The following is a 20,132-nucleotide window of genomic DNA, read 5'->3' as shown; positions in this document are numbered from 1 at the left end:
CCTGTTGCCAGCCCTGTTTTTCAGTTTGCTGCGATGGTGGCTATGCCAACACTCATCTCTTGTAACTCATTGAACAGTCTTGCCACATGGAAACCATCACACACGGAATGATGTACCTGAATGGCGAGAGGCAACAGTACTTTTCCATCTTGTTCGTAGTATTTTCCAAGAGTGAACATGGGGGCAAAAAAGTTCTGCATGTTAGCAACATTGATATTAAAACTGGTGAAACTTACCCAAGGAATAGCTGATACGAAAAATACATTTTCCCGAGACTCTTCCTTAGGCCAATAAGAAAGGTTATCACCATATTGTGCAACATCTTCTGAATAAACGTCCTGGAAGTGATGAATATTGCCATCGTAATGACTCCACAATGATGAAAAGGTCTCCGTTTCATTATGGAAAATGGTATAGCTTGGATGAATTTCATTCCATATGACAAGCTCATTGTTCTTTATGGCCATACGGAACTCCGCATGACTGTTTACGATTTTTGAGAGGAGAAAAATAATAGTGGGGTAAAATTTCCAGCCAACTTCCCTTATATGTTTTAGCAGTACGGTAATATCTACCAGGACAGTTTGGTTAATTGTACTTTGAGCAAATGACTGGAATACCTCAAAATGCTCCTTCCTTGCCCAACGCGCTAAGTCAACAGGTGTATATTCTGGGGGTGTTTTTTCCATTTTTTAACCTTTGATTGTAAGTTATATATCAGATGTTAGTCTAAGATTTTTATGAATTAAGCAAGAATATAGCACCAAAACCATTTGGGTAGCGAATGCATTTTTGAGAGTAGCGTATTCTTATGCAGGAGGGAAGGGGGGGGTGGAATATTTAATATATCAGATAGTAAAAGTACATTGCGCAATAAAATAAAAATCGCTCATGATATTTAAAATAGAACTTTCAGAAAATCAGGCTGTATCAAAAGTTAAAATATAAACAGCTGCGAGAAATGGACGGACATCTGGCAAAGTGTTTACCTGTTTTCATGTTTAACTTCCGCTTCTTGCTCACAGCCGCCCGAAAGAGCGCTTAGTGTTAAGAGTCACTCCAACAGAAACACCTGACGCAAAGACATCGGGAATACACAAAGGCCAGTTTTACCTGGCCCGCGTTCACAATCTTATTTCACTTCGACAGGTGTCGGTACGGTATAAGAACCATTAATGACAGACTCCCCAGGGCGATAAATACGCATTCCCAGATACCAGTTATCTCCAGGAGTGGGTAGCCAGTTTTTCTGCGTACCGCAGACCTTTTCAGGACCATAGTAAATAGTGAATTTGCCATCCGTATCGAATTTAATGGTGCGGTTATTCAGAATAGAATTCTCATCGTGCAGGTATTTATCCGCACCATACATCGTGAAGGAGAAGAAACCACCTTCATTGAAATCTGGTTTGCTGTAGGTAGCTTTGTAGCATTTATCCCCGCTCAGACCAAAATCACGATAGAGGTAAACTGCGTCTTCTGCGGGAAGCAAACCGAGCGCGACAGAGGCGCTAAGACGCAGCATTTTCGGGTCAATTTTACCCCGTGCACCTGCGGTGTCATTGAAGTTAGGTAATTTCGCTGCCTCAGCCTGGTACTGTTTACGCAACGTCATCAGGCTGTCTTTATCCCAGTCTACGGGCGTATAAGACTTAACTTTGGTACCTGCAGGCCATTTAACGGTTATTTCATCCTGTAACTTATGGACATAGTCAATATCCTGCGGATCGCCTGGATTCACCTGAGTGCGCACCACGATTGCCGCAAACTCGGTTTTTGATTTTATCTCAAAAGTACCCGGGCCATAAAAGACCTGATCGGTGAAGTCATCATTCTGCATGATCATTGCCGACTGGTAGCGGCCATCTTTTGATTTTGGCAACGTTACCGTCGTGCCATTCGGAACATAGTAGACGCCAAAGGAGTAAATTGTGTCGCGGTTCATGGTCACTGCAGGTTGCTTATCCAGCGGCATCAGTGTGCGATCATGACGGAATTTATTGCTGCCAACGTCGTTAACCACGTTTTGATAAGAAAGGTCAACTTCGGCACGGGCATAGTTTTCTGGGGTAACTGTTTGAGCAGCGTATGCTGAAGAGCCCATTATCAATGTCGTCATCAGTATGGCATTTACTTTTATCATTATGACCTCTGGTATAAGTGAGTAATACGCTTTCGTGTCAATTGAACTGAAGGTTCAGACCGGCAAAAACTTGCCAGCGTGGTTGCCCGGGTCCGCGATCGGCAACGGAGCCTTGTGGTTCAATGAAGAAGTTATAAACCGTCTTGCCCTGTTTTATGACCTGCCCCACGCCCAGCCCCAGAGGGACGCCGTAACTGTCATTCTGGAAGTTATAGTTCCAGATAGGTGCAGATCTCAGATTTAACCCAGCCTTCAGCATTGTAAACCGTCAAGGACCAGTAACCATTTTTGTCATACTGAACGGGAAGAGGACGTATGGTGGTCGAGCTACATTGTGCATTCTTCGCGCCTTCATCAGCCGGAGCCACTACCCAGTCAAAAGCGTGTTTTGCCGGTAGCCCACCCCAACCGCCGATATTCACATCCTCTTGCGGATAATCACCATGTGGGCCGGACGTTTTACTGACGCCACGTTTATCTGCGAGCTGGCAATAATGGGCCTGAAGTTTTTTCAGCTCATCTGTGTTCCAGTCAATCATCTTGAACGCTTTTGGCGTGTAGCCGTCCGGGAAGGTGACCTTATATTCATCCTGGATGACATGTGCTTTCTGGATGTCAGCCGGATCGTTTGGATTCACCTGAGTTCGAATATTCAGAACCAGGAAATGAGTCGCTTTGTCAGGGTCAATTTTGTAATCGCCTGCGCCGTAATACACATGTTCAGTAGTGTGATCATGATCCATGACGTGCAGAGAAATATACCGACCATCCCCTTCAGGAACGTGAACTGTAGCACCGTGAGAAGCATCAATAATGGCAAAAGAATAGAGAGTATCGCGGTTCATTAATACCGCAGGCTGCTTATCAATCTCCATTGGCATACGGTGGTGATAAAACTTATTCGTTGCACCATGTTTCACTTCTTCGTTCATCGCCACGTCGAGTTCGGCAAAGGCATAGTTTTCAGGGGTGACACTGACATCCTTTTTCCCGACAAGCGTCGTTTCGAGTTAGCAGACCTTATCAAGACTGATAGCGTCCGCAGCCCATGCATTATTGACACACAAAGCTAGCATACTCAGGGAAAGTACCTTTTTCATAAAATTGCAACCTCCGGGGCTGGGAAAGTTATTGAAAATAGTAGTTTAGATTTGATATTTGATATTTGAGATTTTACATTTGATATTTCCACAAAGAGTGAAATAACACGTTAAAGCTGGATGTAAATATGCGGTTTGCCTGGCGATGAATGCCTCTTCGCTAACGCGCTGGAAACAGGGCTAGTGGTTATTTAATCGCTTCAGCTATGAAATCGTTATTGCAGGGATGAGCATCGTAACAGTGGATATTTGAATGGCGTAATCTACGCTGTTATTAGCATTAACTATTTCAATAATGACAATAATAATCAGGTGGCAAATGAAAAAACCGATGTTGATTTGTCTCGGTCTGTTTTTCTCGCAGACAATCCATGCGAGCGCGCTCTATTTTTACGAAATAGGTACCGAAGATACGGCTCTGGCGGGAGCGGGGCAGGCCGCGCGTGCTCAGGACGCTTCCACTATAGTGACCAACCCAGCAGGGATGACACGGCTACCGGAGCATATGTTTACCGGCGGATTACAGGCAATGAATGGTGATGTCTCTTACTCACTTAAGGATGAGACTGGCCGTAAAAGCCCGGGCAATATCATGCAGTTATTTCCTAACGCCAGTGCGTTCTATACGCAAAAGGTTAATGACGATCTCTACGCGGGGATTGGGCTCTACGGTAACTATGGGCTAAGCATTGATTTTGGTAACTGGCAGGGGGATCGCCTGATTAAGAAAAGCACTATGGTTGCCATGACGCTGAGCCCCTCGGTAGCCTATAAACTCAATGACAGGCTCTCCGTGGGCGGATCTGTCAACGCTAACTACGGTTTCCTTTCGCTAACGCGTAACGTTGGGGGAAACGATGAAAAACAGCAAGATCACGACTGGGCAATGAGTTATCGTCTCGGCCTGCTGATGGAGCTGACCGATCAAACCCGCGCCGGTATCACCTGGACCAGTCAAACCAAATACAATTTTGATATTGACGGTAAAGTCCGGCTCCCGAACTTGCCCAATGCAGAATATGACCTGCCCATTTCTGCGCAGGTGAGGGCTCCACAGCAAATTATGCTGAGTCTGGTACATGACATAAATAAACAGTGGTCTGTGATGGGGGATCTTGGCTGGCAGGACTGGAGCCAGTTCGGTGCGCCGCAGATAACTGTATCAAGCCGGGATCTCGATAAAAACAGCCGCCTGAAAGACTCCTGGCACACGGCCCTGGGTGCGCAGTTTCGCCCGACGGAGCAGTGGCGTTTAAACGCAGGCGTTGCGTTTGACAGTACGGTTTACGATTCACAGAGTGACGTCGCACTCACGTTACCCACCGGTGACGAGTGGCGTTTCGCTACTGGTGCGCAATACCAAATCACTCAGCAAAGTAACATTGGGGTTGCCGCGTCATATCTGCATATGCAGTCCTCGCACGTACAATCTCCTGCACTTTACAAAGGTAGTTATGATGACCCTTACTTTTGGTTCGTCAACGTAAACTACAGTTATCAGTTCTAATACGTGCTGATGCATTAAGCTTGAATATACAAACTTCTTTAGTGGTAATACGGCAAGTCGAGTGCTGAGCTGTGACACTCTCACCGTTATTAGCCATGAGTTATACGTTATGGTTTCGTACAGTAAGCTACAGTTGTATTCGAACCGCGCTATTTACTCCCTCTGAATCAGGCTATTTTTTATGATGCAGTAATCGCCATGCATAACTGGACCTGTGATCATCTCAAATTCAGCGATGTCAAAACTACGCGCTTAGCTGCCCAGGGAGGTCTTGCTGGCGGCTATGTGCCAAGAGCGGAATATTCGCGCCTATTAATAGATGGCCAAATTCAGTTTGTCTCCAGAGGGGAAACACTGCAAAGTAATGATGTCACTTCTGTTCCGGTGGCCAAATTCACTATGACACAACATTGAGGGCTTCCCTTTTAAACAACTAAACCTATTGACTCCGCCCTCATTGCTTCCGTTTTGGATAACCACCCACCAGTGGATAGGTTATTCAGAATACCTACACCGACTTAAAGGCAATACAGATATTTCTGTTATCCCGCTTGTACAGAAAGTGGAAGTGTACGCTAACAGACGGATCCATGAGCCAGTCTGAACATCAATGTCCCGGAAAACTAAGATATTGTATGTTTACCCGCCTCGTTGGCCATCAAAATAAAACGAGAAAATCAGTTTGAAGGGAAAGAGTTAGCATTGCATATATAAAAATTCCCACCGATTTTGTTAACATAGTGCTCTATAATTAGAGTGGAAACTGAGATTTGATATAACAAATAGATGTATTTTGATTTAAATGCCATCAATTTCAGAGTGTTTATTTTAACATTTTTGCAAAAGCTTAACTATAGGGATAACATTTTCAATGACACATTAATAATGTTTAATGTATTACCGTTTATTGAAAGATGTTACATTTAAGCGTTTCCATTGCAAATGGATATACTAATTCAAATTCCCGTGAAGATTCCCGTGAAGTAAAGGCTTGTTAAGTATGTTGATGAAATGTAGTCATGTGGTAGTAGCTATTTTTTTGTTCTTCTCTCATGGGGTTGAGGCAAAAGATATTATAGAAAATATCAGGGAAACGCACACAATCAATATTTCATATATAGATGATCAATACCCTTTTTCATATACTCTCATGGAGAAACCAGTTGGAATGGCTATCGACTTATGTAGGAAAGTTGCCAGCCATATAGCAAATGATTTAGGTATAAAAACTCTTAATATACAATGGATTAAAACCAATCCGGCAGCCAGGTTTCAGATGGTACTCAATCACAAATCTGACATTGAGTGCTCTAACCTTACTGATACTCCAACTAGAAGGGCAAGACTGTTATTTTCAGAACCTTTTTTCTACTCATCAACAGCTTATATCTATCATAAGAAAGCGCATTTAGAAAAAAAAGAACTGCTTTCAGGACATACAGTTTTTGTTACTTCAGGTGGCGTTGCTATGCCAGAAGTAACTCTTCTGAATGCCGAATTGCATTACTCATTTTTTATTCACTTATCACAGTCATCTGTTTCAGGATTTCACAACATGGAAAATAATGATAATTCTGTGTTTGTTGGGGATGATATTTTGCTTTACTCCTTAATGTCGAAGTATTCTACGGCTGGAGAATATGAAATCTCAAGCGATAGATTGAGTGAAGTTCAGCCTTTTGCATTAGTTTCAGCAAAGGGGTCAATATATTTGCAGGAAAAAACTAATGAGACATTACATGATTTATTTGATAGTGGCGAGTTTGAAAAGATATATAAAAAATGGTTCTTAACTCCCATTCCACCTGAAAATGTTTTATTGAACGTGCCACTTTCTACTAATTTGAGAAATGATATTGCGCGAGTACAACATATCCACAGACGTAAATGAATCCTCAACCCAATAAATTGATAAAGACGTCGACTTCAACGAAGTACATCGTTTCCATGTAAGAAACCTGTAAACAGTTGGCCCAGATATTCACTCATCTACACACCAGATAAACTATCTAAAATATAAAAAAGGTGGGTGTCTGTTGGGTGACAAACCAGAAGATGAATGCCGTACAGCTCTCGCTTCTGGGATTTACAAAATTAATTGACATGAAGCAACGGGGAACTGCCTAAGTTTATTATATGCTCTGAAATGAAAACTAATTCGTGGGACAGTTTTCTTTCCATTGTAGATTGCTAGATGAAAGGCCGAGAAAAACGCTAGACTATGAATCACCCGCAGAGCGGTTCAATAAGTGTGTTGCATCCATCGGTTGAACTCACAGCTCATAGCAGACGCAAATCTAGTTTAACGAGTGTTAATACCCTCAAAACAAACTCTCATTCCGCGCTCTAATCCACTCCCCACTAACCGGATGAACAAAATGCAGTTCGCTGGCGTGCAGCATCAGCCGTGGAGTCTGTTCAGTACCTGGTAGCAAAAGTCCGCCATACAGGTCACAGCCTAAAATCGGGTGGCCCAACTGCTGGCAGTGGATGCGCAGTTGATGAGTACGCCCTGTTTCCGGGGTTAGCTCAACTCGTGTTAATGGCAGTAGCGTCCCATCTTCCAGTTCGCGATAAAAGCGTTCAATGACGCGATAGCCGGAACGTGCAGGCTTGCCATTGATTGCACAAATCGACATCAGCGGGAAGAGTGCCGGATCTTTGGCAATCGGCGCATCTATCACCCCTTGATTTTCGCTCAGATGCCCGCAGAGCAGTGCGCTGTACATTTTGGTCACCGCACGCTGGCTGAATTGCTGGCAAAGGGCTGCATTGATAACCTTATTAAGGGCAATCACCATCAGCCCGGAAGTGCCGAAATCAAGGCGATGGACCAGCGTGCAGCCAGGGAATATTTGCACCAACCGGTGGTGCACCGAGTCCAGGTTTTGCGGGTTTTTCCCCGACAGACTGAGCAACCCGCTGGGCTTATTGATCAGCACCAGATGCTCGTCCTGATAGAGAACCTCTATCTTGTCATGGCACGCAGGGGCAATAAAGGTATCGATAATCGTAGACATCAGGCTGCCTGGAGGGTGAGTGGGAGCGGATGATAACGAATTTTAAACCGTCAGGCGAATCTGGCTATTCGCCTTGTCATGCAGATTGGCTATGTGATTCCGATTTTCGAATAACTCGTTGAAACTGATGTGGCTCGGCGTTATTTTTTACAACATCAAAACAGTTAATGGTCATTAAAATGAAAAAAATCCGTTGGGGCATCATTGGTACAGGAACGATTGCTAAAAAATTCGCCGGGACGCTGGGTTACTTATCAGATGAGTGCGAATTTGTTGGTGTGGCATCACGTTCCATTGAAAATGCAGAGGCTTTTGCTACGCAATATGGTGCGAAGAGGGCGTTTGGCAGTTATCTGGAACTGGCACAGAGCGCTGATATAGATGCAGTGTATATCGCAACACCGCACAACTCGCACTATGAAAATAGCTTGCTATGCCTAAAAAATAATAAACATGTGTTATGTGAAAAAAGTTTCACGATTGATGTAAGCCAGGCTGAGCATTTATTTAAACAAGCATCTGATAATGGCTTGTTTATTATGGAAGCGTTCTGGACGAAATTCTTACCAGCATATGCTGAAATACATAAAATTTTAAACAGTGGTCAACTGGGCGATGTAGTGAATATCGCCGCAGATTTTGGTATTAACCCGCCGGGAAGCAGAAATGATCGTAAAATAAACCCTGAATTGGCTGGAGGCGCACTCTATGATGTGGGTATTTATGTCATCGGTATTACCTGCATGCTGCTGGGGTATAAGCCTGAACGCGTAGTGTCCAATGCCGTGTTATCAGAAGGTGGCGTCGACCTGTCAAGTTTCTACTATATGCAGTATGAAAGAGGGCAAGTTGCTTTGCTAAGCTCATCGGTAGAAGCGTTGTCGCGCCAGCAAGCGGTTATTCAATGTAAGAATGGCTATATTGTTATCGACACACCTCATGCTGCAACTGGATTTACGGTTTACCAGAATGACAATAAAAAAGAGTATCACTTCCCGTTTGATTTCGATGGCTTTGAATATCAATTAAGGCACACCAACGATTGTATTCGTCAGGGAAAAACGGCAAGTGACGTAATGAAACCGCAAGACACAATCGCCGTATTAAAAATCATGGATAATATGCGTAAAGAATGGGGCATGAAATTCCCATTTGAAATCTAGTTTTGCCCACAGGAACAAAATCCGGAAGTGAGTCTTCATTTCCGGACTCTGCATCGCCCGCCAGGTTTAACGATAAGCACCCGATGAATTTCCCAACAACGAGTTTTAAACCAGCTTTCGAATCTGGCTACATCGTTAACTGAGGCAGGCAATATACTTTTCGCCTGAACGGCGCACTATCTCATCGGCATTTTTTGCGATCTCCTTTCCTTCAAACGCGCCATAGAGTTTCGAAAATTTCACGCCGCTCAGCTGGCTGATGATGTTGCCGACCGTCACTGCTGGCAGCGGTAGCATATTCGGGTAGCTCCACATGAAGGAGACCGCATCCGCGCCAGGGGTGACTTGAACGGTGTCCCCACAAAGCAGCATTCCTTCGTCTTGTGCCCAGTGCAGAACGCTGCTGCCGGCGAAGTGCCCACCGAGTCGCAATACAGTGACGTTTGTGCCCAGTTTGAGGGTGTCGCCTTCCCAAAGTGTAATCCATGGACTGTCGCGCATGATCCACTGGCTATCGCTGGCATGAAGGTAAATCGGGGCTTCAAACTCGGCGGCCCAATCCTGCATGGTGCTGTAGAAATGAGGATGCGATATGGCGATAGCTTTGAGACCGCCCAGTGAATGAATCAGCATTTTTGTTGCGTCGTCGAGTGTGGCAATGCAATCCCACAGAATATTGCCTTCCGGCGTTCTCAGAAGAAAAGCGCGTTGACCGATCGCAAACTCAGGCACGGTTTGAATGCTGAAGAGGTGGGTTTCATGTTGTTTCCACGAATTGGTATGTGAACTAAAAAGGCTGTCACAATCGACCCATTGCTGCCCCGTTGCGGGCAGATACTGGCGTTCATCTTTGCAGATTTTGCAATGTTCTGGATGGAAACCGCTGGCCTCGTAAGATGTGCCGCAAGCTTTGCATAACGTGATCATTGAGTCGTCCTCTCTATTCTGGTTAAGCCAGTTTTAAAGGGAGCAGTGTGAAAGGGTAGTATCTGCATGACTGCTCTGGTGTCTTTTAAAACACAATCAGCCTGGCACACAGGTACATCAGGATGTGCCCGTTAGTGCTGCCAGATAATTATCAAAACCCACAAAAACAAAAAAGCCCGCTTAAGTTTCCTTAAGCGGGCTCTCGAATTTGGCTCCTCTGACTGGACTCGAACCAGTGACATACGGATTAACAGTCCGCCGTTCTACCGACTGAACTACAGAGGAATCGTTTGAACGAGGCAAATAGTAGCTTCACGTTCCAAAAGAGTCAATGATAAAAATAACACATTGATTCAAGTGATTAAATTAAACCCAGCTTGCTGAATTAATGCACCGTATTTCCATTGGATGACTCGATGTTTTCACTCTCACGTAACCGTAATAACGGGTCCTGACCATAAAACTGGCAAAAACGCTGATAAAGTGAAGGGAAACGAGGCGCCAAAAGCTCTGGGGCACTGAAAAAATACTCTGAGAGCACGGCAAAACATTCTGCCGGTTCAGATGCCGCATAGGCATCAATACTGGCGGCGTTTTCTCCCACCATATCAATTTCGTCCTGGATGTTACCCATAGCCGCCTTGAGATCGTGTTCCCAGCCCGCAACATCGCGCAGCGCTATCAACGGAACGCCGCTGGCCCGATCGCCATTACGCATATCCAGTTTATGCGCAACTTCGTGGAACACCAGGTTAAAGCCAGAAGCGTCAAATGAGTCCTGCACATCAAGCCAGTTAAGAATGATGGGACCTTGCTGCCAGCTTTGACCAGACTGAACAACGCGCTGGTTATGTACCAGGCCAATGTCATCTTCCCATTCATCATCCACTACGAATGGAGCAGGGTAGATGAGGACTTCATGAAAACCGTCCAGCCATTCGATACCAAGCTCAAGCACTGGCAAACAAAACAGTAACGCAGTCCGCGCGCTTTTTAGTTCATCAAGCTCAAACCCCTGCAAAGGCACCAGCCGTTTTTGCTGTAAAAACCGGTCAGCCAGAAGGACCAGTTTTTTTTGCTCAGCAGTCGTGAGCGTTCCCAGGACCGGAATGGCTAAAGCCTGCTCCCACGGCAGTACCGTGACAGCGGATGAATCATTTGATTTCCAGGGCCACTTAATCATGTTACTCGCTCGCAAAGTCATCTCTTGAACGGAAAACTACTATACCGTGACTGTGAAAATGCCGCACTAGTGGGGCACATAGTAGCGACCAGAACAGGACCGCCGAGAGATGGGTTGCACCCTATATCTCTGTGCCATTATTCAAACACTTACCACTTTTTCTTTCAACGACGCGGGTCACAGCTTGGGCGGGAAGCCATAAAATTATTTCACCCCTCAATGTTTGCAGTAGAAATATATGTATCAGCTATATGAACGCACGTTCCGGGGAGATCCTGGGATAGGGGGGTTGCGAGTTGCCAGACTGCATCTATAGTCTGAGCATTTGACAGGGGAGCCCGCAGGTATTCGAAGTCTAATTAGTATTATTATCGATATTTATTGCCTGCATTTTTATAATCCAAAATGTCTTTTTGTCTTATATCTCTAATTTAATCTAACCGGATAAACTAAGAGCTAATATTTTTGAATGCATTCATGATTTTTGTTGTTGTTTTTACTGGGCTTTAAATCATTTGGGGGTTGTTTTGGTGTTTGTGCTTAAAACTGGCTGGATATTAAGTTAACAATGTCTAAAATTACATATTTATAAAATCGTTCAATAAGTGACCTTATGTTTGCGGGTTGTTAATTTGGTGAGAAATGACATGATATATTACAATTTTAGGAATTATCCTGATTAAAAACAGCTACTTCATGCTGTTAAAAAACAATGAAAATGTGATAAAAATCACACCCATGGAGATGCTCCACCTATCGCAATACATCAGCTAATTAATTGAGGGACATATGTCAGAGGTTATGGACGAAAAACCGACTCGTACTCCGGGCGGAAAATTGGCGCTGTGGTTGTTTTATGGATTTTGCCTGTACACGGTTTGGGCTGTGGTACGTTACTTTTGGGTTGTCAGTGACGTAACCGGTGGCGATATGGGATCGCTCGGTGGAAAGTTGCTTGGCGCCTTAATGGGGTTATTGGTTCTGGGATCGGTTGCTGCATTATTAGGTGGTTTGGCCTGGTATACGCGGGCCAGGTGAATAAAACCGTGCCAATGTGGTCTGTTGTCAGCGCTTTACTTGCTTATTTTGTGATCTTGTACTCATATTAAGTACCGGGTCCAGCTGCGAAGTGAGGAGTACGTATGCCGATAGCCCACTGGCAAGAACGTTTTGATGAGTATTTGCAACACAACTGGTTGCAGGACGATAAAGCCCATGATGTGGCTCATTTTCGTCGTGTATGGAAAACATCGCAGCAGATCATGGAAACCACAGAGGCCGATAGGCTGGTGGTCCTAACCGCGTGTTACTTCCATGATATTGTCAACTTGCCGAAGAACCATCCTGAACGTCATCTTGCTTCCACACAGGCCGCTCAAGAGACTTTACGTATTCTGGATGCTCACTTTCCCGACTTTCCGCATCCGTTATACGATGCCGTTGCACATGCTGTGCGCGCTCATAGCTTTAGCGCCGGGATTGCACCTCAAACACTTGAAGCGAAAATTGTGCAAGATGCCGATCGTCTGGAGTCTTTAGGAGCAATAGGACTTGCGAGGGTTTTCTATACTTCTGGTGCGTTAGGGCGACCACTGTTTGACAGCGAAGATCCACTGGCATGCCATCGCGAGCTGGATGATGCCACTTATGCCCTTGATCACTTCCAGAAAAAGTTACTGAAATTACCTGATACCATGCAAACCGAGGCAGGGCGTGCGCTGGCTCTTCTTAATGCAGATTTCTTGGTGAATTACATGGCCAAACTTTGTGCTGAGTTGAAAGGTGATTACTGCGGTATTGAGCAGGACGTTGTGCATCAATTTTCTTCCCAAAAAATTCCCTCTTAAAATTAAATAGATGCCCGCATTGTTGCGGGCTGTTCTGATTCTCTCTGGGTCAAATCAGTGATAGAGTGACACTCTATTTTCCCTGCTATGGTTCATGATGAACGACTTCGACACTATTGCCGTGCAAATCTCACAACAATCCCTCCGCCAGCAGCAGCAACAACTAGAAGAAGACTACGCACTCGTGAGCCACATTCTGGAAATCTATGACCAGAAGACAGTGGCGCACCATTTGCGTCAGGTGAGTGGTGACTGGACTCGTGAATCGTTAAACCGCTGGTTTAACCGTAAATCGTCTCCGCGTACCTTGACGCCTGCTGAAAGCGAAATGCTACAAAACATGTTGCCGCCATTGCCAGCGCATCATGGGAAATACGCATTTAAATTTGTCGATTTATTTGCCGGGATTGGCGGTATTCGTAGCGGCTTCGAAGCAATAGGCGGCGAATGTGTATTTACCAGCGAGTGGAACAAGCACGCGGTGCGTACCTATAAAGCCAACTGGTATTGCAGCCCGGAGAATCATCAGTTCAATCAGGATATCCGCGATGTCACTTTGAGCCATCGTGACGATGTCAGTGATGAAGAAGCTGCGGCACATATTCAGGCAACGATGCCCGATCACGATGTTTTGCTGGCGGGTTTCCCATGCCAACCTTTCTCTCTGGCTGGGGTGTCGAAGAAGAATGCATTAGGGCGAGCACATGGGTTTGCTTGTGAAACGCAGGGCACATTGTTCTTCGATGTCGCGCGCATTATTGATGCGAAACGTCCGGCAATTTTTGTGCTCGAAAACGTTAAAAACCTCAAAAGCCATGATAAAGGCAACACCTTCCGTATCATTATGGAAACCCTCGATAACCTGGGTTATGAGGTGGCTGATGCCGCAATAATGGGGGCGGGGGATCCAAAAATTATTGATGGTAAAAACTTCCTGCCACAACACCGTGAACGTATTGTGCTGGTAGGTTTTCGTCGCGACCTCAATCTGCATAAAGATTTCACATTAACTAAACTCAGTGAGCTATATCCTCAACGCCGCCCAACCTTTGGTGAATTACTGGAACCTTCTGTCGATAGTAAATATATTCTGACGCCAACGCTGTGGAAGTATCTTTATTATTACGCCAAAAAACATCAGGCGAAGGGTAATGGATTTGGTTATGGACTAGTTGATCCCCAGAACCCCGCAAGTGTGGCCCGCACATTATCAGCCCGGTATTACAAAGATGGCGCTGAAATACTTATCGACCGGGGATGGGATAAATCTCTTGGGGAAGCGGACTTTGACAACGCAGATAATCAGGTTAACCGCCCCCGTCGTTTAACGCCCCGCGAATGTGCGCGTTTAATGGGTTTTGAAGCGGTTCAAGGCAATGCATTCCGTATTCCGGTTTCGGATACTCAGGCTTACCGACAGTTTGGTAATTCAGTGGTGGTGCCTGCGTTTGCTGCGGTCGCTAAACTGCTTGAGAGCACAATAAAATTGGCGGTTAAAAATCGCACTTATAATAAGTGATTAACTTTGGGGTCATATGGCAATAATACGACCCTAAATTTCTTAAGCACCGAAAATTAATTTGCGCGATTCTGTCTCTGTTTCTCAATGCTGACTCCATATCTGGCGGTCACGATGCCAGTCTGGAATTCCATCGTTTTTATTTGCTCAAAGGCATCGTTGCCATCTTTAACATCCATATCCAGAAGCTGTGCACTTAGCGTTTTAACTAACAGCTCGCCATTTCCTTTGTGCTCATAGCTCGCACCTTCAATGCAGGATATTGTCGCCAGGCGGTCAAATAGTTGTAAATCTTCGGACAGAAATGCCGTCTCTGTCATTTTAGTGCCGGTTTTATGTTGCCACAAATTGACCATTGCACTGCGATAAGTCTTTGGCGCTACAGTTTTGCAACTCTTCACAATATCAGCATCGAGGATTGCGGCCTGTGAGATAGGATTGGCCTGTCCATCAATGGCTTCATTCCAGTGAGCCATATAATCCAGAGTAATATTATTTTCCACTTCCCCTGCCCATGTGCTGAATACGCCACTCAACAACAAAGTTGGGATGAATAATGCTTTGTATAGCTTCATGTTATCGTCTTAAACAAGCCCAGTCCGGGCATAAAAAGTTAATTAGAATATTTGATATAATGAAGAGCTTTTACATGCCAACAAAATAATGCAACTGATGTTAACAACTTGAGTTTTTCTTCTTCATAATGGGTGCTACGGAATATAGATTGCCATTTTAATTCTACAGATCAAAGTTGAAATTATTTCAAAAGTGGCTAAATGATGAGCGGGAATTGGTGTATTTTTAGTTGATACATGATGTTAGGAGAATAGTTGCTGTCGTGGAATGTCCAAAAGTATACATAATTAAATTCAGAGATATTCATTTTTGGCAGCGAAAATAATTTCCCTATTAAATCATTTTTAATTATTCGCAACGGAGCCCTTCTTTTTTATAACGTATGTTATGTGGTTGTTGCTAATATTGGTCTGAGTATATTAATAACGAGTAAGAGAGCCGCTAATGGTTGATGTGCATAGTAAGGCGATTCGCAGCAAAAACATGCGCGCCATTGCAACGCGTGACACTGCTATTGAAAAACGGTTGTCTGGTTTATTGAGCGAATGTGGCTTTGCGTTTCGCGTGCAGGATGCCTCGCTTGCTGGTCGTCCCGATTTTGTTATTGATGAGTATCGCTGCGTTATTTTTGCTCATGGCTGTTTCTGGCATCACCATGACTGTTATCTGTTCAAGGTTCCGGCAACCCGCACCGAGTTCTGGCTTGAGAAGATAGGTAAAAATGTGCAGCGCGATAAGCGAGATATACAGCTTTTATTGAACGAAGGTTGGCGGGTGCTTTTAGTCTGGGAATGCTCATTGCGTGGGCGCGAAAAACTCAGTGATAGCGCGCTTTGTGAACGGCTTGAAGAGTGGGTCTGTAGTGGTGGCAATCACGCGAAAATTGATACGCAGGGAATACATGCATTAAATGAAAGCGGGTGGCAAGCGCCACCCGAATGAGAGATCACTTCTCTATTTCACACGCCGTTACTACCGGCTTTGGGGGCAACAGATATTTCCCCAGCGTCACCAGCACCACCGCAAAAATAATCACCCCCAGCGCCAGCCATTCTACCGGCGACAAGCTTTCCCCGGCAAAACCCGTACCCAAAAGCACCGCCACTACTGGGTTGACGTAGGCATAACTGGTTGCCACCGCAGGTGCTACATTACGAATCAGGTACATATAAGCGCTAATCGCAATAATAGAACCAAATAGTGAGAGATAAGCCACCGCTATAAAACCTGCTGGTGTAGGCATTGCGGTCAGGCGTTCACCGGTTAACGCGGAAGCGACCAGCAACACGACACCTGCCGCAAGCATTTCAACCGCGCCTGCCATCAAGCCGGTTGGCAATTCAATACGCGACCCGTATACCGAACCAAACGCCCAACTTAAGGAGCCAATCAGAATTAACAACGCGCCCCAGGGATTGCCACTCAGGTTTCCACCGCTATTAAGTAACACAATGCCGGCAAGGCCAATGGCGATGCCTAGCCATTCTAGTTTGCGCGTTTGAATGCCAAACAGTCGGCTAAAGCACAAGGTAAAGAGCGGAACCGTTGCGACCATGACTGCGGCAATACCCGAGGGAACATGCTGATGTTCTGCGACGGTCACAAAACCATTGCCAACGGCCAGCAACAACACGCCAATTAACGCGGCATTAAGCATTGGGCGCATGGCGGGTAACTTATGGCCCCGTAGTAATAAAACGCTCATCAACAACACACCAGCAACCATAAATCGCACGCCAGCCATCATAAATGGCGGCCAGCTTTTCACGCCTACGGCGATAGCAAAATAGGTGGAGCCCCAGATGATGTACAACGCAAATAATGCAGCAACCAGCGGCAATAACTGACCAGAACGAACGCGCATGTTTCCTCTCTTTACCCTTCCTGCAACTCGAATTATTCAGGGTAACTAACGCTAATAGAGCTAATAGTTAACGTCAAAACTATCTTTCTGGCGAGGATTTTACTTGTTTGTAGAATGTTAATTTTTATTGACAGATGAGTTTGATTTTCGCCAGCTAAGTTTTGTTCCATACTATTGAGTAGACAAACAAAAAAGGATGCTCATTTTGGCTGGAAGTAGCTTACTAACGTTGCTGGATGATATCGCCACTTTGCTGGACGATATCTCGATGATGGGGAAACTGGCGGCGAAGAAAACTGCCGGGGTATTGGGAGACGATTTATCCCTTAACGCACAACAAGTTTCAGGTGTACGGGCAAACCGTGAATTGCCGGTGGTGTGGCAAGTCGCGAAGGGTTCGGCCATCAATAAGCTGATCCTCGTTCCTCTGGCTCTTATTATTAGCGCTTTTGCACCGTGGGCTATCACGCCGTTATTAATGATTGGCGGCGCTTTCTTGTGTTATGAAGGCGTGGAAAAAGTCGTTCACACGCTTCAGTCCCGTAAGCACAAGGAAACACCGGAAGAGCGCCAGAAGCGGTTAGATGATATTGCCGCGCAAGACCCGATGGTTTACGAAAAAGACAAAGTGAAAGGTGCGATTCGTACCGACTTTATTCTCTCGGCTGAAATCGTGGCGATTACGTTAGGCATTGTCGCCGACGCGCCTTTGCTCAACCAGGTGTTGGTGCTATCGGGGATAGCGCTGGTCGTGACGATCGGGGTGTATGGCCTGGTAGGAATCATCGTTAAGCTCGACGATCTTGGTTTTTGGCTGGTTGAAAAAACCTCGGTTATCGCGCGCGGGATTGGCAAAGGGTTATTAGTGCTGGCACCGTGGCTGATGAAATTCCTCTCGGTTGTCGGAACTCTGGCTATGTTTTTGGTCGGCGGCGGCATTCTGGTTCACGGTATTCCGGTCCTTCATCATGCCATTGAAAACTGGGCGCAGAAGGTGGGTGGAGCCGTTCATTTACTTGGGCCAACCGTAGCAAACCTGGTTATCGGTTTTGTCATTGGCGCCATTGTGCTGGTAGTCGTTAATGGCATAAGCCGCCTGCGCGGGCGCACAGTTCACTAATTTTTTGCGTAAATTTGCCTGGTTTGCCAGGCAAAACACCAGGTCATTGTCTATAACTGTAGAAGTTTTCACCCCTGATACAGGAGGCAGTTATGGTCTTTGTGGTCAGCGATGAAGTCCAACCTAAGAATGGTGGCCCAAGGATGATTGTTACCGGGTTTTCCAGCGGTATGGTGGAGTGTCGTTGGTATGATGGTTTTGGTGTAAAGCGCGAGGCCTTCCGAGAGGATGATTTGGCCCCACTGGCAACAGGGGGCGGCTCGCAAGGATAAGCCTCAAATGCCCTGTCATTGATAGGGCATTTTTATTTCCTGATTACCTTTCGTTTTGAGGGTAATATAATTCCCATGAATATATTTACCCTTAGTAATAATCCTGAGTGGTCATGTATTCTCTACATATTAGAACCGACCCATGACCTGGGTGTCATGGCACCGGTAGTGTTGACAGATTTTAGATGATTGCGGTTTCAGGGAGAGTGTTAGTGTTAGGCAATGCATTACAACGCGTGATCGGCCGCTTCAAAAATCCGCAAAAGGTCGTTAATCTTTGTTTTATCTTCGTATTTTTGTTCTCCACCGTGTTGACATGGCGAGAGGCAGTGGTACTAGAAGGGGCTTATGTTGCCAACCAGCGTAATAGTCTCGATAGCGTTGCCACTTTGCTTGACCGACAGCTCCAGCACAGCATCGACAATCTGCTGTTTTATCGCAATGCGATGCTGTATGCGCTGCAATCCCCGATCTCAACGGATAGAACCCGCAAATCCCTGGCCGATTTTGATACCTTGCGTACCCAGCCTTTCTGGCAATTGCGCCTCGATTTAAGCCGCAGTTTGCCGATGAGTGGCGTATCTGATGAATTTGTAAACAAAAGCCCATTGCTCGACCGAGATGAGCACACTCTTCACTCAGAATTAAGCTCGGCGCTGGAATTAAGCTATATCATGCGCTTATCCGACAGTTCCGGGAAAATGCCACAGCGCATGTTCTATGCCTCGCGCAGCGGTTTCTTTTTGACGAACACGCCGCCCGCCAACGATCCGAATATCGTCTCGCTTTACTACCGCTTGATCGCCAGACCCTATTTTTCCTCTCAGTCGCTGCAAAATAACCCACAGCGGTCTTTGAAGTGGACACATACTTTTAATGGCAACGATACATCAGGGCAGATTGTTACCGCTTCGGTCCCGCTTGATTTTAACGGGCGTTGGTATGGCGTACTGGCTCTCGATTATCCTATCGAATCACTCCATAACTTCTTGCGGGAAGCCAAATATGATGACCATGAAGGCACGGTGCTGCTCTACGATAACGAATTAAATCCTATTGCGACTTCGGCCAGGAGTTTGCCGCAGCATGAGCTGTTTACCGCACCCCAATTGGCGCGAATTGCCAACGTGGTCACTGCTGCAAAACAGGGGGAACAGGGTGAATTGCGTATGGATAGCCGTTTTATCACCTGGGCGAAGCTGAATAACTTTGATGGTTTGCTGGTTAAAGTCCATACCCTGGAAGAAGGGGTTCAGGGCGAATTTGGGCGTATTAGTATTGTCCTGAGCATTCTGTGGATGCTATTTACGCTTATGCTGTTTGCTTCATGGATGGTGATTCGCCGCCTGGTCAATAACATGTTCAGCTTGCAACAAACCCTGACCTGGCGGGCTAACTACGACACGCTAACTCGTTTGTACAATCGCGGTGCCTTCTTCGAGATTGCGCGTAAATTGTCTCAGGAGTGTGAGCAGCAAGGATTACCTTTCTCGGTGATTCAGATGGACCTTGATCTCTTTAAAAGCATAAACGACAGGTTTGGCCATAGCTGTGGCGACAAAGTACTTATCCATGCGGCAGCGATGCTCAGTGATGCGTTTCGTACGGGCGATATTGCCGGACGCGTCGGCGGTGAGGAGTTCTGTATCGTGCTGCCTGAAACAACACTGGAAGAGGCGACAAAAGTGGCTGAACGCATCCGAGTGCGCATTAACACTAAGGAATTACTCATCAAGCAAGGCAATACGGTAAGGATCAGTGCCTCATTTGGTGTGAGTAGTTCGTTTGAATTTAGCGATTACGATTTCGAACGCCTGCAAACTTACGCTGACCATCGGCTGTATAAAGCGAAGCAGGGTGGTCGTAATCAGGTCTGTAATCACGATTAAAC

At 45.7% G+C, this 20,132-nt stretch carries 19 protein-coding genes, 1 tRNA gene and 1 pseudogene; 11 read left to right on the top strand and 10 right to left on the bottom strand.

The genetic code is table 11. The features are described 5' to 3' along the window. Positions 1-20: 20 nt before the first annotated feature. The 4 genes from catA to M977_RS03165 all read right to left on the bottom strand — a co-directional run bounded on the left by catA (position 21) and on the right by M977_RS03165 (position 3,075). On the bottom strand, positions 21-689 hold the full coding sequence (gene catA, locus M977_RS03180; RefSeq protein ID WP_064512086.1) for a type A chloramphenicol O-acetyltransferase: 669 nt from the start codon (positions 687-689) through the stop codon (positions 21-23). A gap of 443 nt (positions 690-1,132) precedes the next feature. Then, on the bottom strand, positions 1,133-2,143 hold the full coding sequence (locus M977_RS03175) for a DUF1214 domain-containing protein (RefSeq protein ID WP_064512085.1): 1,011 nt from the start codon (positions 2,141-2,143) through the stop codon (positions 1,133-1,135). Positions 2,144-2,180: 37 nt separating this feature from the next. Beyond that, positions 2,181-2,312, bottom strand: a complete 132-nt coding sequence (locus M977_RS26000; RefSeq protein ID WP_280643824.1) for a hypothetical protein — start codon at positions 2,310-2,312, stop codon at positions 2,181-2,183. Positions 2,313-2,352: 40 nt separating this feature from the next. Further along, positions 2,353-3,075, bottom strand: coding sequence for a DUF1254 domain-containing protein (locus M977_RS03165; protein ID WP_064512084.1), 723 nt, complete (start codon positions 3,073-3,075; stop codon positions 2,353-2,355). A 487-nt stretch (positions 3,076-3,562) separates the two neighbouring features. On the opposite strand from M977_RS03165, the gene M977_RS03160 reads away from it, so the two are divergent. The 3 genes and pseudogenes from M977_RS03160 to M977_RS03155 all read left to right on the top strand — a co-directional run bounded on the left by M977_RS03160 (position 3,563) and on the right by M977_RS03155 (position 6,641). Next, positions 3,563-4,750 carry an OmpP1/FadL family transporter gene (locus tag M977_RS03160; RefSeq protein WP_064512083.1) on the top strand — a complete coding sequence of 396 codons (1,188 nt, stop codon included), beginning with the start codon at positions 3,563-3,565 and terminating at the stop codon, positions 4,748-4,750. 141 nt (positions 4,751-4,891) lie between these two features. Continuing rightward, positions 4,892-5,164: pseudogene (locus M977_RS24190) on the top strand (glycoside hydrolase); the annotation flags it as partial. Between the two features lie 586 nt (positions 5,165-5,750). Beyond that, entirely contained in the window at positions 5,751-6,641 is an 891-nt protein-coding gene (locus M977_RS03155; protein WP_064512082.1) for a transporter substrate-binding domain-containing protein, read from the top strand. 430 nt (positions 6,642-7,071) lie between these two features. On the opposite strand, the gene M977_RS03150 is transcribed toward M977_RS03155, so the two are convergent. Beyond that, positions 7,072-7,770, bottom strand: coding sequence for an RluA family pseudouridine synthase (locus M977_RS03150; protein ID WP_064512081.1), 699 nt, complete (start codon positions 7,768-7,770; stop codon positions 7,072-7,074). 179 nt (positions 7,771-7,949) lie between these two features. On the opposite strand from M977_RS03150, the gene M977_RS03145 reads away from it, so the two are divergent. Continuing rightward, the gene (locus tag M977_RS03145) at positions 7,950-8,933 is read left to right on the top strand and encodes a Gfo/Idh/MocA family protein (RefSeq protein ID WP_064512145.1); all 984 of its coding nucleotides are present in this window, start codon (positions 7,950-7,952) and stop codon (positions 8,931-8,933) included. A gap of 135 nt (positions 8,934-9,068) precedes the next feature. Here M977_RS03145 and M977_RS03140 read toward each other — a convergent pair whose 3' ends face one another. The 3 genes from M977_RS03140 to mtfA form a co-directional block, all read right to left on the bottom strand. Continuing rightward, positions 9,069-9,860 (bottom strand): MBL fold metallo-hydrolase, encoded by a 792-nt coding sequence (locus M977_RS03140; RefSeq protein WP_064512080.1) that lies wholly within the window; start codon positions 9,858-9,860, stop codon positions 9,069-9,071. A gap of 209 nt (positions 9,861-10,069) precedes the next feature. Continuing rightward, positions 10,070-10,145, bottom strand: a tRNA-Asn gene (locus M977_RS03135). Positions 10,146-10,245: 100 nt separating this feature from the next. Beyond that, entirely contained in the window at positions 10,246-11,043 is a 798-nt protein-coding gene (mtfA, locus tag M977_RS03130) for a DgsA anti-repressor MtfA (protein ID WP_064512079.1), read from the bottom strand. An 801-nt stretch (positions 11,044-11,844) separates the two neighbouring features. On the opposite strand from mtfA, the gene drpB reads away from it, so the two are divergent. The 3 genes from drpB to M977_RS03115 all read left to right on the top strand — a co-directional run bounded on the left by drpB (position 11,845) and on the right by M977_RS03115 (position 14,409). Beyond that, positions 11,845-12,081, top strand: coding sequence for a cell division protein DrpB (gene drpB / locus M977_RS03125; RefSeq protein ID WP_064512143.1), 237 nt, complete (start codon positions 11,845-11,847; stop codon positions 12,079-12,081). 104 nt (positions 12,082-12,185) lie between these two features. Beyond that, positions 12,186-12,890: a phosphohydrolase gene (locus M977_RS03120; RefSeq protein ID WP_064512078.1), complete on the top strand. Its 705-nt coding sequence runs from the start codon at positions 12,186-12,188 to the stop codon at positions 12,888-12,890. A gap of 97 nt (positions 12,891-12,987) precedes the next feature. Beyond that, positions 12,988-14,409: a DNA cytosine methyltransferase gene (locus M977_RS03115; protein ID WP_064512077.1), complete on the top strand. Its 1,422-nt coding sequence runs from the start codon at positions 12,988-12,990 to the stop codon at positions 14,407-14,409. Between the two features lie 56 nt (positions 14,410-14,465). Here M977_RS03115 and M977_RS03110 read toward each other — a convergent pair whose 3' ends face one another. After that, the gene (locus M977_RS03110; RefSeq protein WP_064512076.1) at positions 14,466-14,984 is read right to left on the bottom strand and encodes a hypothetical protein; all 519 of its coding nucleotides are present in this window, start codon (positions 14,982-14,984) and stop codon (positions 14,466-14,468) included. 445 nt (positions 14,985-15,429) lie between these two features. Between M977_RS03110 and M977_RS03105 the strand changes: the two genes are divergently transcribed. Next, positions 15,430-15,927 carry a very short patch repair endonuclease gene (locus M977_RS03105; RefSeq protein WP_064512075.1) on the top strand — a complete coding sequence of 166 codons (498 nt, stop codon included), beginning with the start codon at positions 15,430-15,432 and terminating at the stop codon, positions 15,925-15,927. Between the two features lie 4 nt (positions 15,928-15,931). Here M977_RS03105 and yedA read toward each other — a convergent pair whose 3' ends face one another. Beyond that, a complete protein-coding gene (gene yedA / locus M977_RS03100; RefSeq protein WP_064512074.1) occupies positions 15,932-16,849 on the bottom strand; it encodes a drug/metabolite exporter YedA in 918 nt (305 codons plus the stop codon). A 205-nt stretch (positions 16,850-17,054) separates the two neighbouring features. On the opposite strand from yedA, the gene M977_RS03095 reads away from it, so the two are divergent. The 3 genes from M977_RS03095 to dgcQ all read left to right on the top strand — a co-directional run bounded on the left by M977_RS03095 (position 17,055) and on the right by dgcQ (position 20,130). Beyond that, positions 17,055-17,969 (top strand): DUF808 family protein, encoded by a 915-nt coding sequence (locus M977_RS03095; RefSeq protein WP_064512073.1) that lies wholly within the window; start codon positions 17,055-17,057, stop codon positions 17,967-17,969. Positions 17,970-18,061: 92 nt separating this feature from the next. After that, a complete protein-coding gene (locus tag M977_RS03090; RefSeq protein ID WP_064512072.1) occupies positions 18,062-18,241 on the top strand; it encodes a YodC family protein in 180 nt (59 codons plus the stop codon). A 212-nt stretch (positions 18,242-18,453) separates the two neighbouring features. Continuing rightward, complete coding sequence (dgcQ, locus tag M977_RS03085) at positions 18,454-20,130, top strand: cellulose biosynthesis regulator diguanylate cyclase DgcQ (protein ID WP_245163478.1); 1,677 nt, start codon at positions 18,454-18,456, stop codon at positions 20,128-20,130. Positions 20,131-20,132: the final 2 nt, after the last annotated feature.

It is taken from the genome of Buttiauxella gaviniae ATCC 51604, assembly GCF_001654835.1.
Lineage (GTDB): Bacteria > Pseudomonadota > Gammaproteobacteria > Enterobacterales > Enterobacteriaceae > Buttiauxella > Buttiauxella gaviniae.
This window is presented reverse-complemented; position numbering and strand designations above follow the sequence as displayed.

Bases quoted from the DNA above. Each gene is read 5' to 3' on its own strand.
- catA (WP_064512086.1), bottom strand. From the start codon at position 689: ATGGAAAAAACACCCCCAGAATATACACCTGTTGACTTAGCGCGTTGG.
- M977_RS03110 (WP_064512076.1), bottom strand. From the start codon at position 14,984: ATGAAGCTATACAAAGCATTATTCATCCCAACTTTGTTGTTGAGTGGC.
- yedA (WP_064512074.1), bottom strand. From the start codon at position 16,849: ATGCGCGTTCGTTCTGGTCAGTTATTGCCGCTGGTTGCTGCATTATTT.
- mtfA (WP_064512079.1), bottom strand. From the start codon at position 11,043: ATGATTAAGTGGCCCTGGAAATCAAATGATTCATCCGCTGTCACGGTA.
- M977_RS03090 (WP_064512072.1), top strand. From the start codon at position 18,062: ATGGTCTTTGTGGTCAGCGATGAAGTCCAACCTAAGAATGGTGGCCCA.
- M977_RS03120 (WP_064512078.1), top strand. From the start codon at position 12,186: ATGCCGATAGCCCACTGGCAAGAACGTTTTGATGAGTATTTGCAACAC.
- M977_RS03155 (WP_064512082.1), top strand. From the start codon at position 5,751: ATGTTGATGAAATGTAGTCATGTGGTAGTAGCTATTTTTTTGTTCTTC.
- drpB (WP_064512143.1), top strand. From the start codon at position 11,845: ATGGACGAAAAACCGACTCGTACTCCGGGCGGAAAATTGGCGCTGTGG.
- M977_RS03175 (WP_064512085.1), bottom strand. From the start codon at position 2,143: ATGATAAAAGTAAATGCCATACTGATGACGACATTGATAATGGGCTCT.
- M977_RS03150 (WP_064512081.1), bottom strand. From the start codon at position 7,770: ATGTCTACGATTATCGATACCTTTATTGCCCCTGCGTGCCATGACAAG.
- M977_RS03160 (WP_064512083.1), top strand. From the start codon at position 3,563: ATGAAAAAACCGATGTTGATTTGTCTCGGTCTGTTTTTCTCGCAGACA.
- M977_RS03165 (WP_064512084.1), bottom strand. From the start codon at position 3,075: ATGAACGAAGAAGTGAAACATGGTGCAACGAATAAGTTTTATCACCAC.
- M977_RS03105 (WP_064512075.1), top strand. From the start codon at position 15,430: ATGGTTGATGTGCATAGTAAGGCGATTCGCAGCAAAAACATGCGCGCC.
- M977_RS03145 (WP_064512145.1), top strand. From the start codon at position 7,950: ATGAAAAAAATCCGTTGGGGCATCATTGGTACAGGAACGATTGCTAAA.
- M977_RS03140 (WP_064512080.1), bottom strand. From the start codon at position 9,860: ATGATCACGTTATGCAAAGCTTGCGGCACATCTTACGAGGCCAGCGGT.
- M977_RS03115 (WP_064512077.1), top strand. From the start codon at position 12,988: ATGAACGACTTCGACACTATTGCCGTGCAAATCTCACAACAATCCCTC.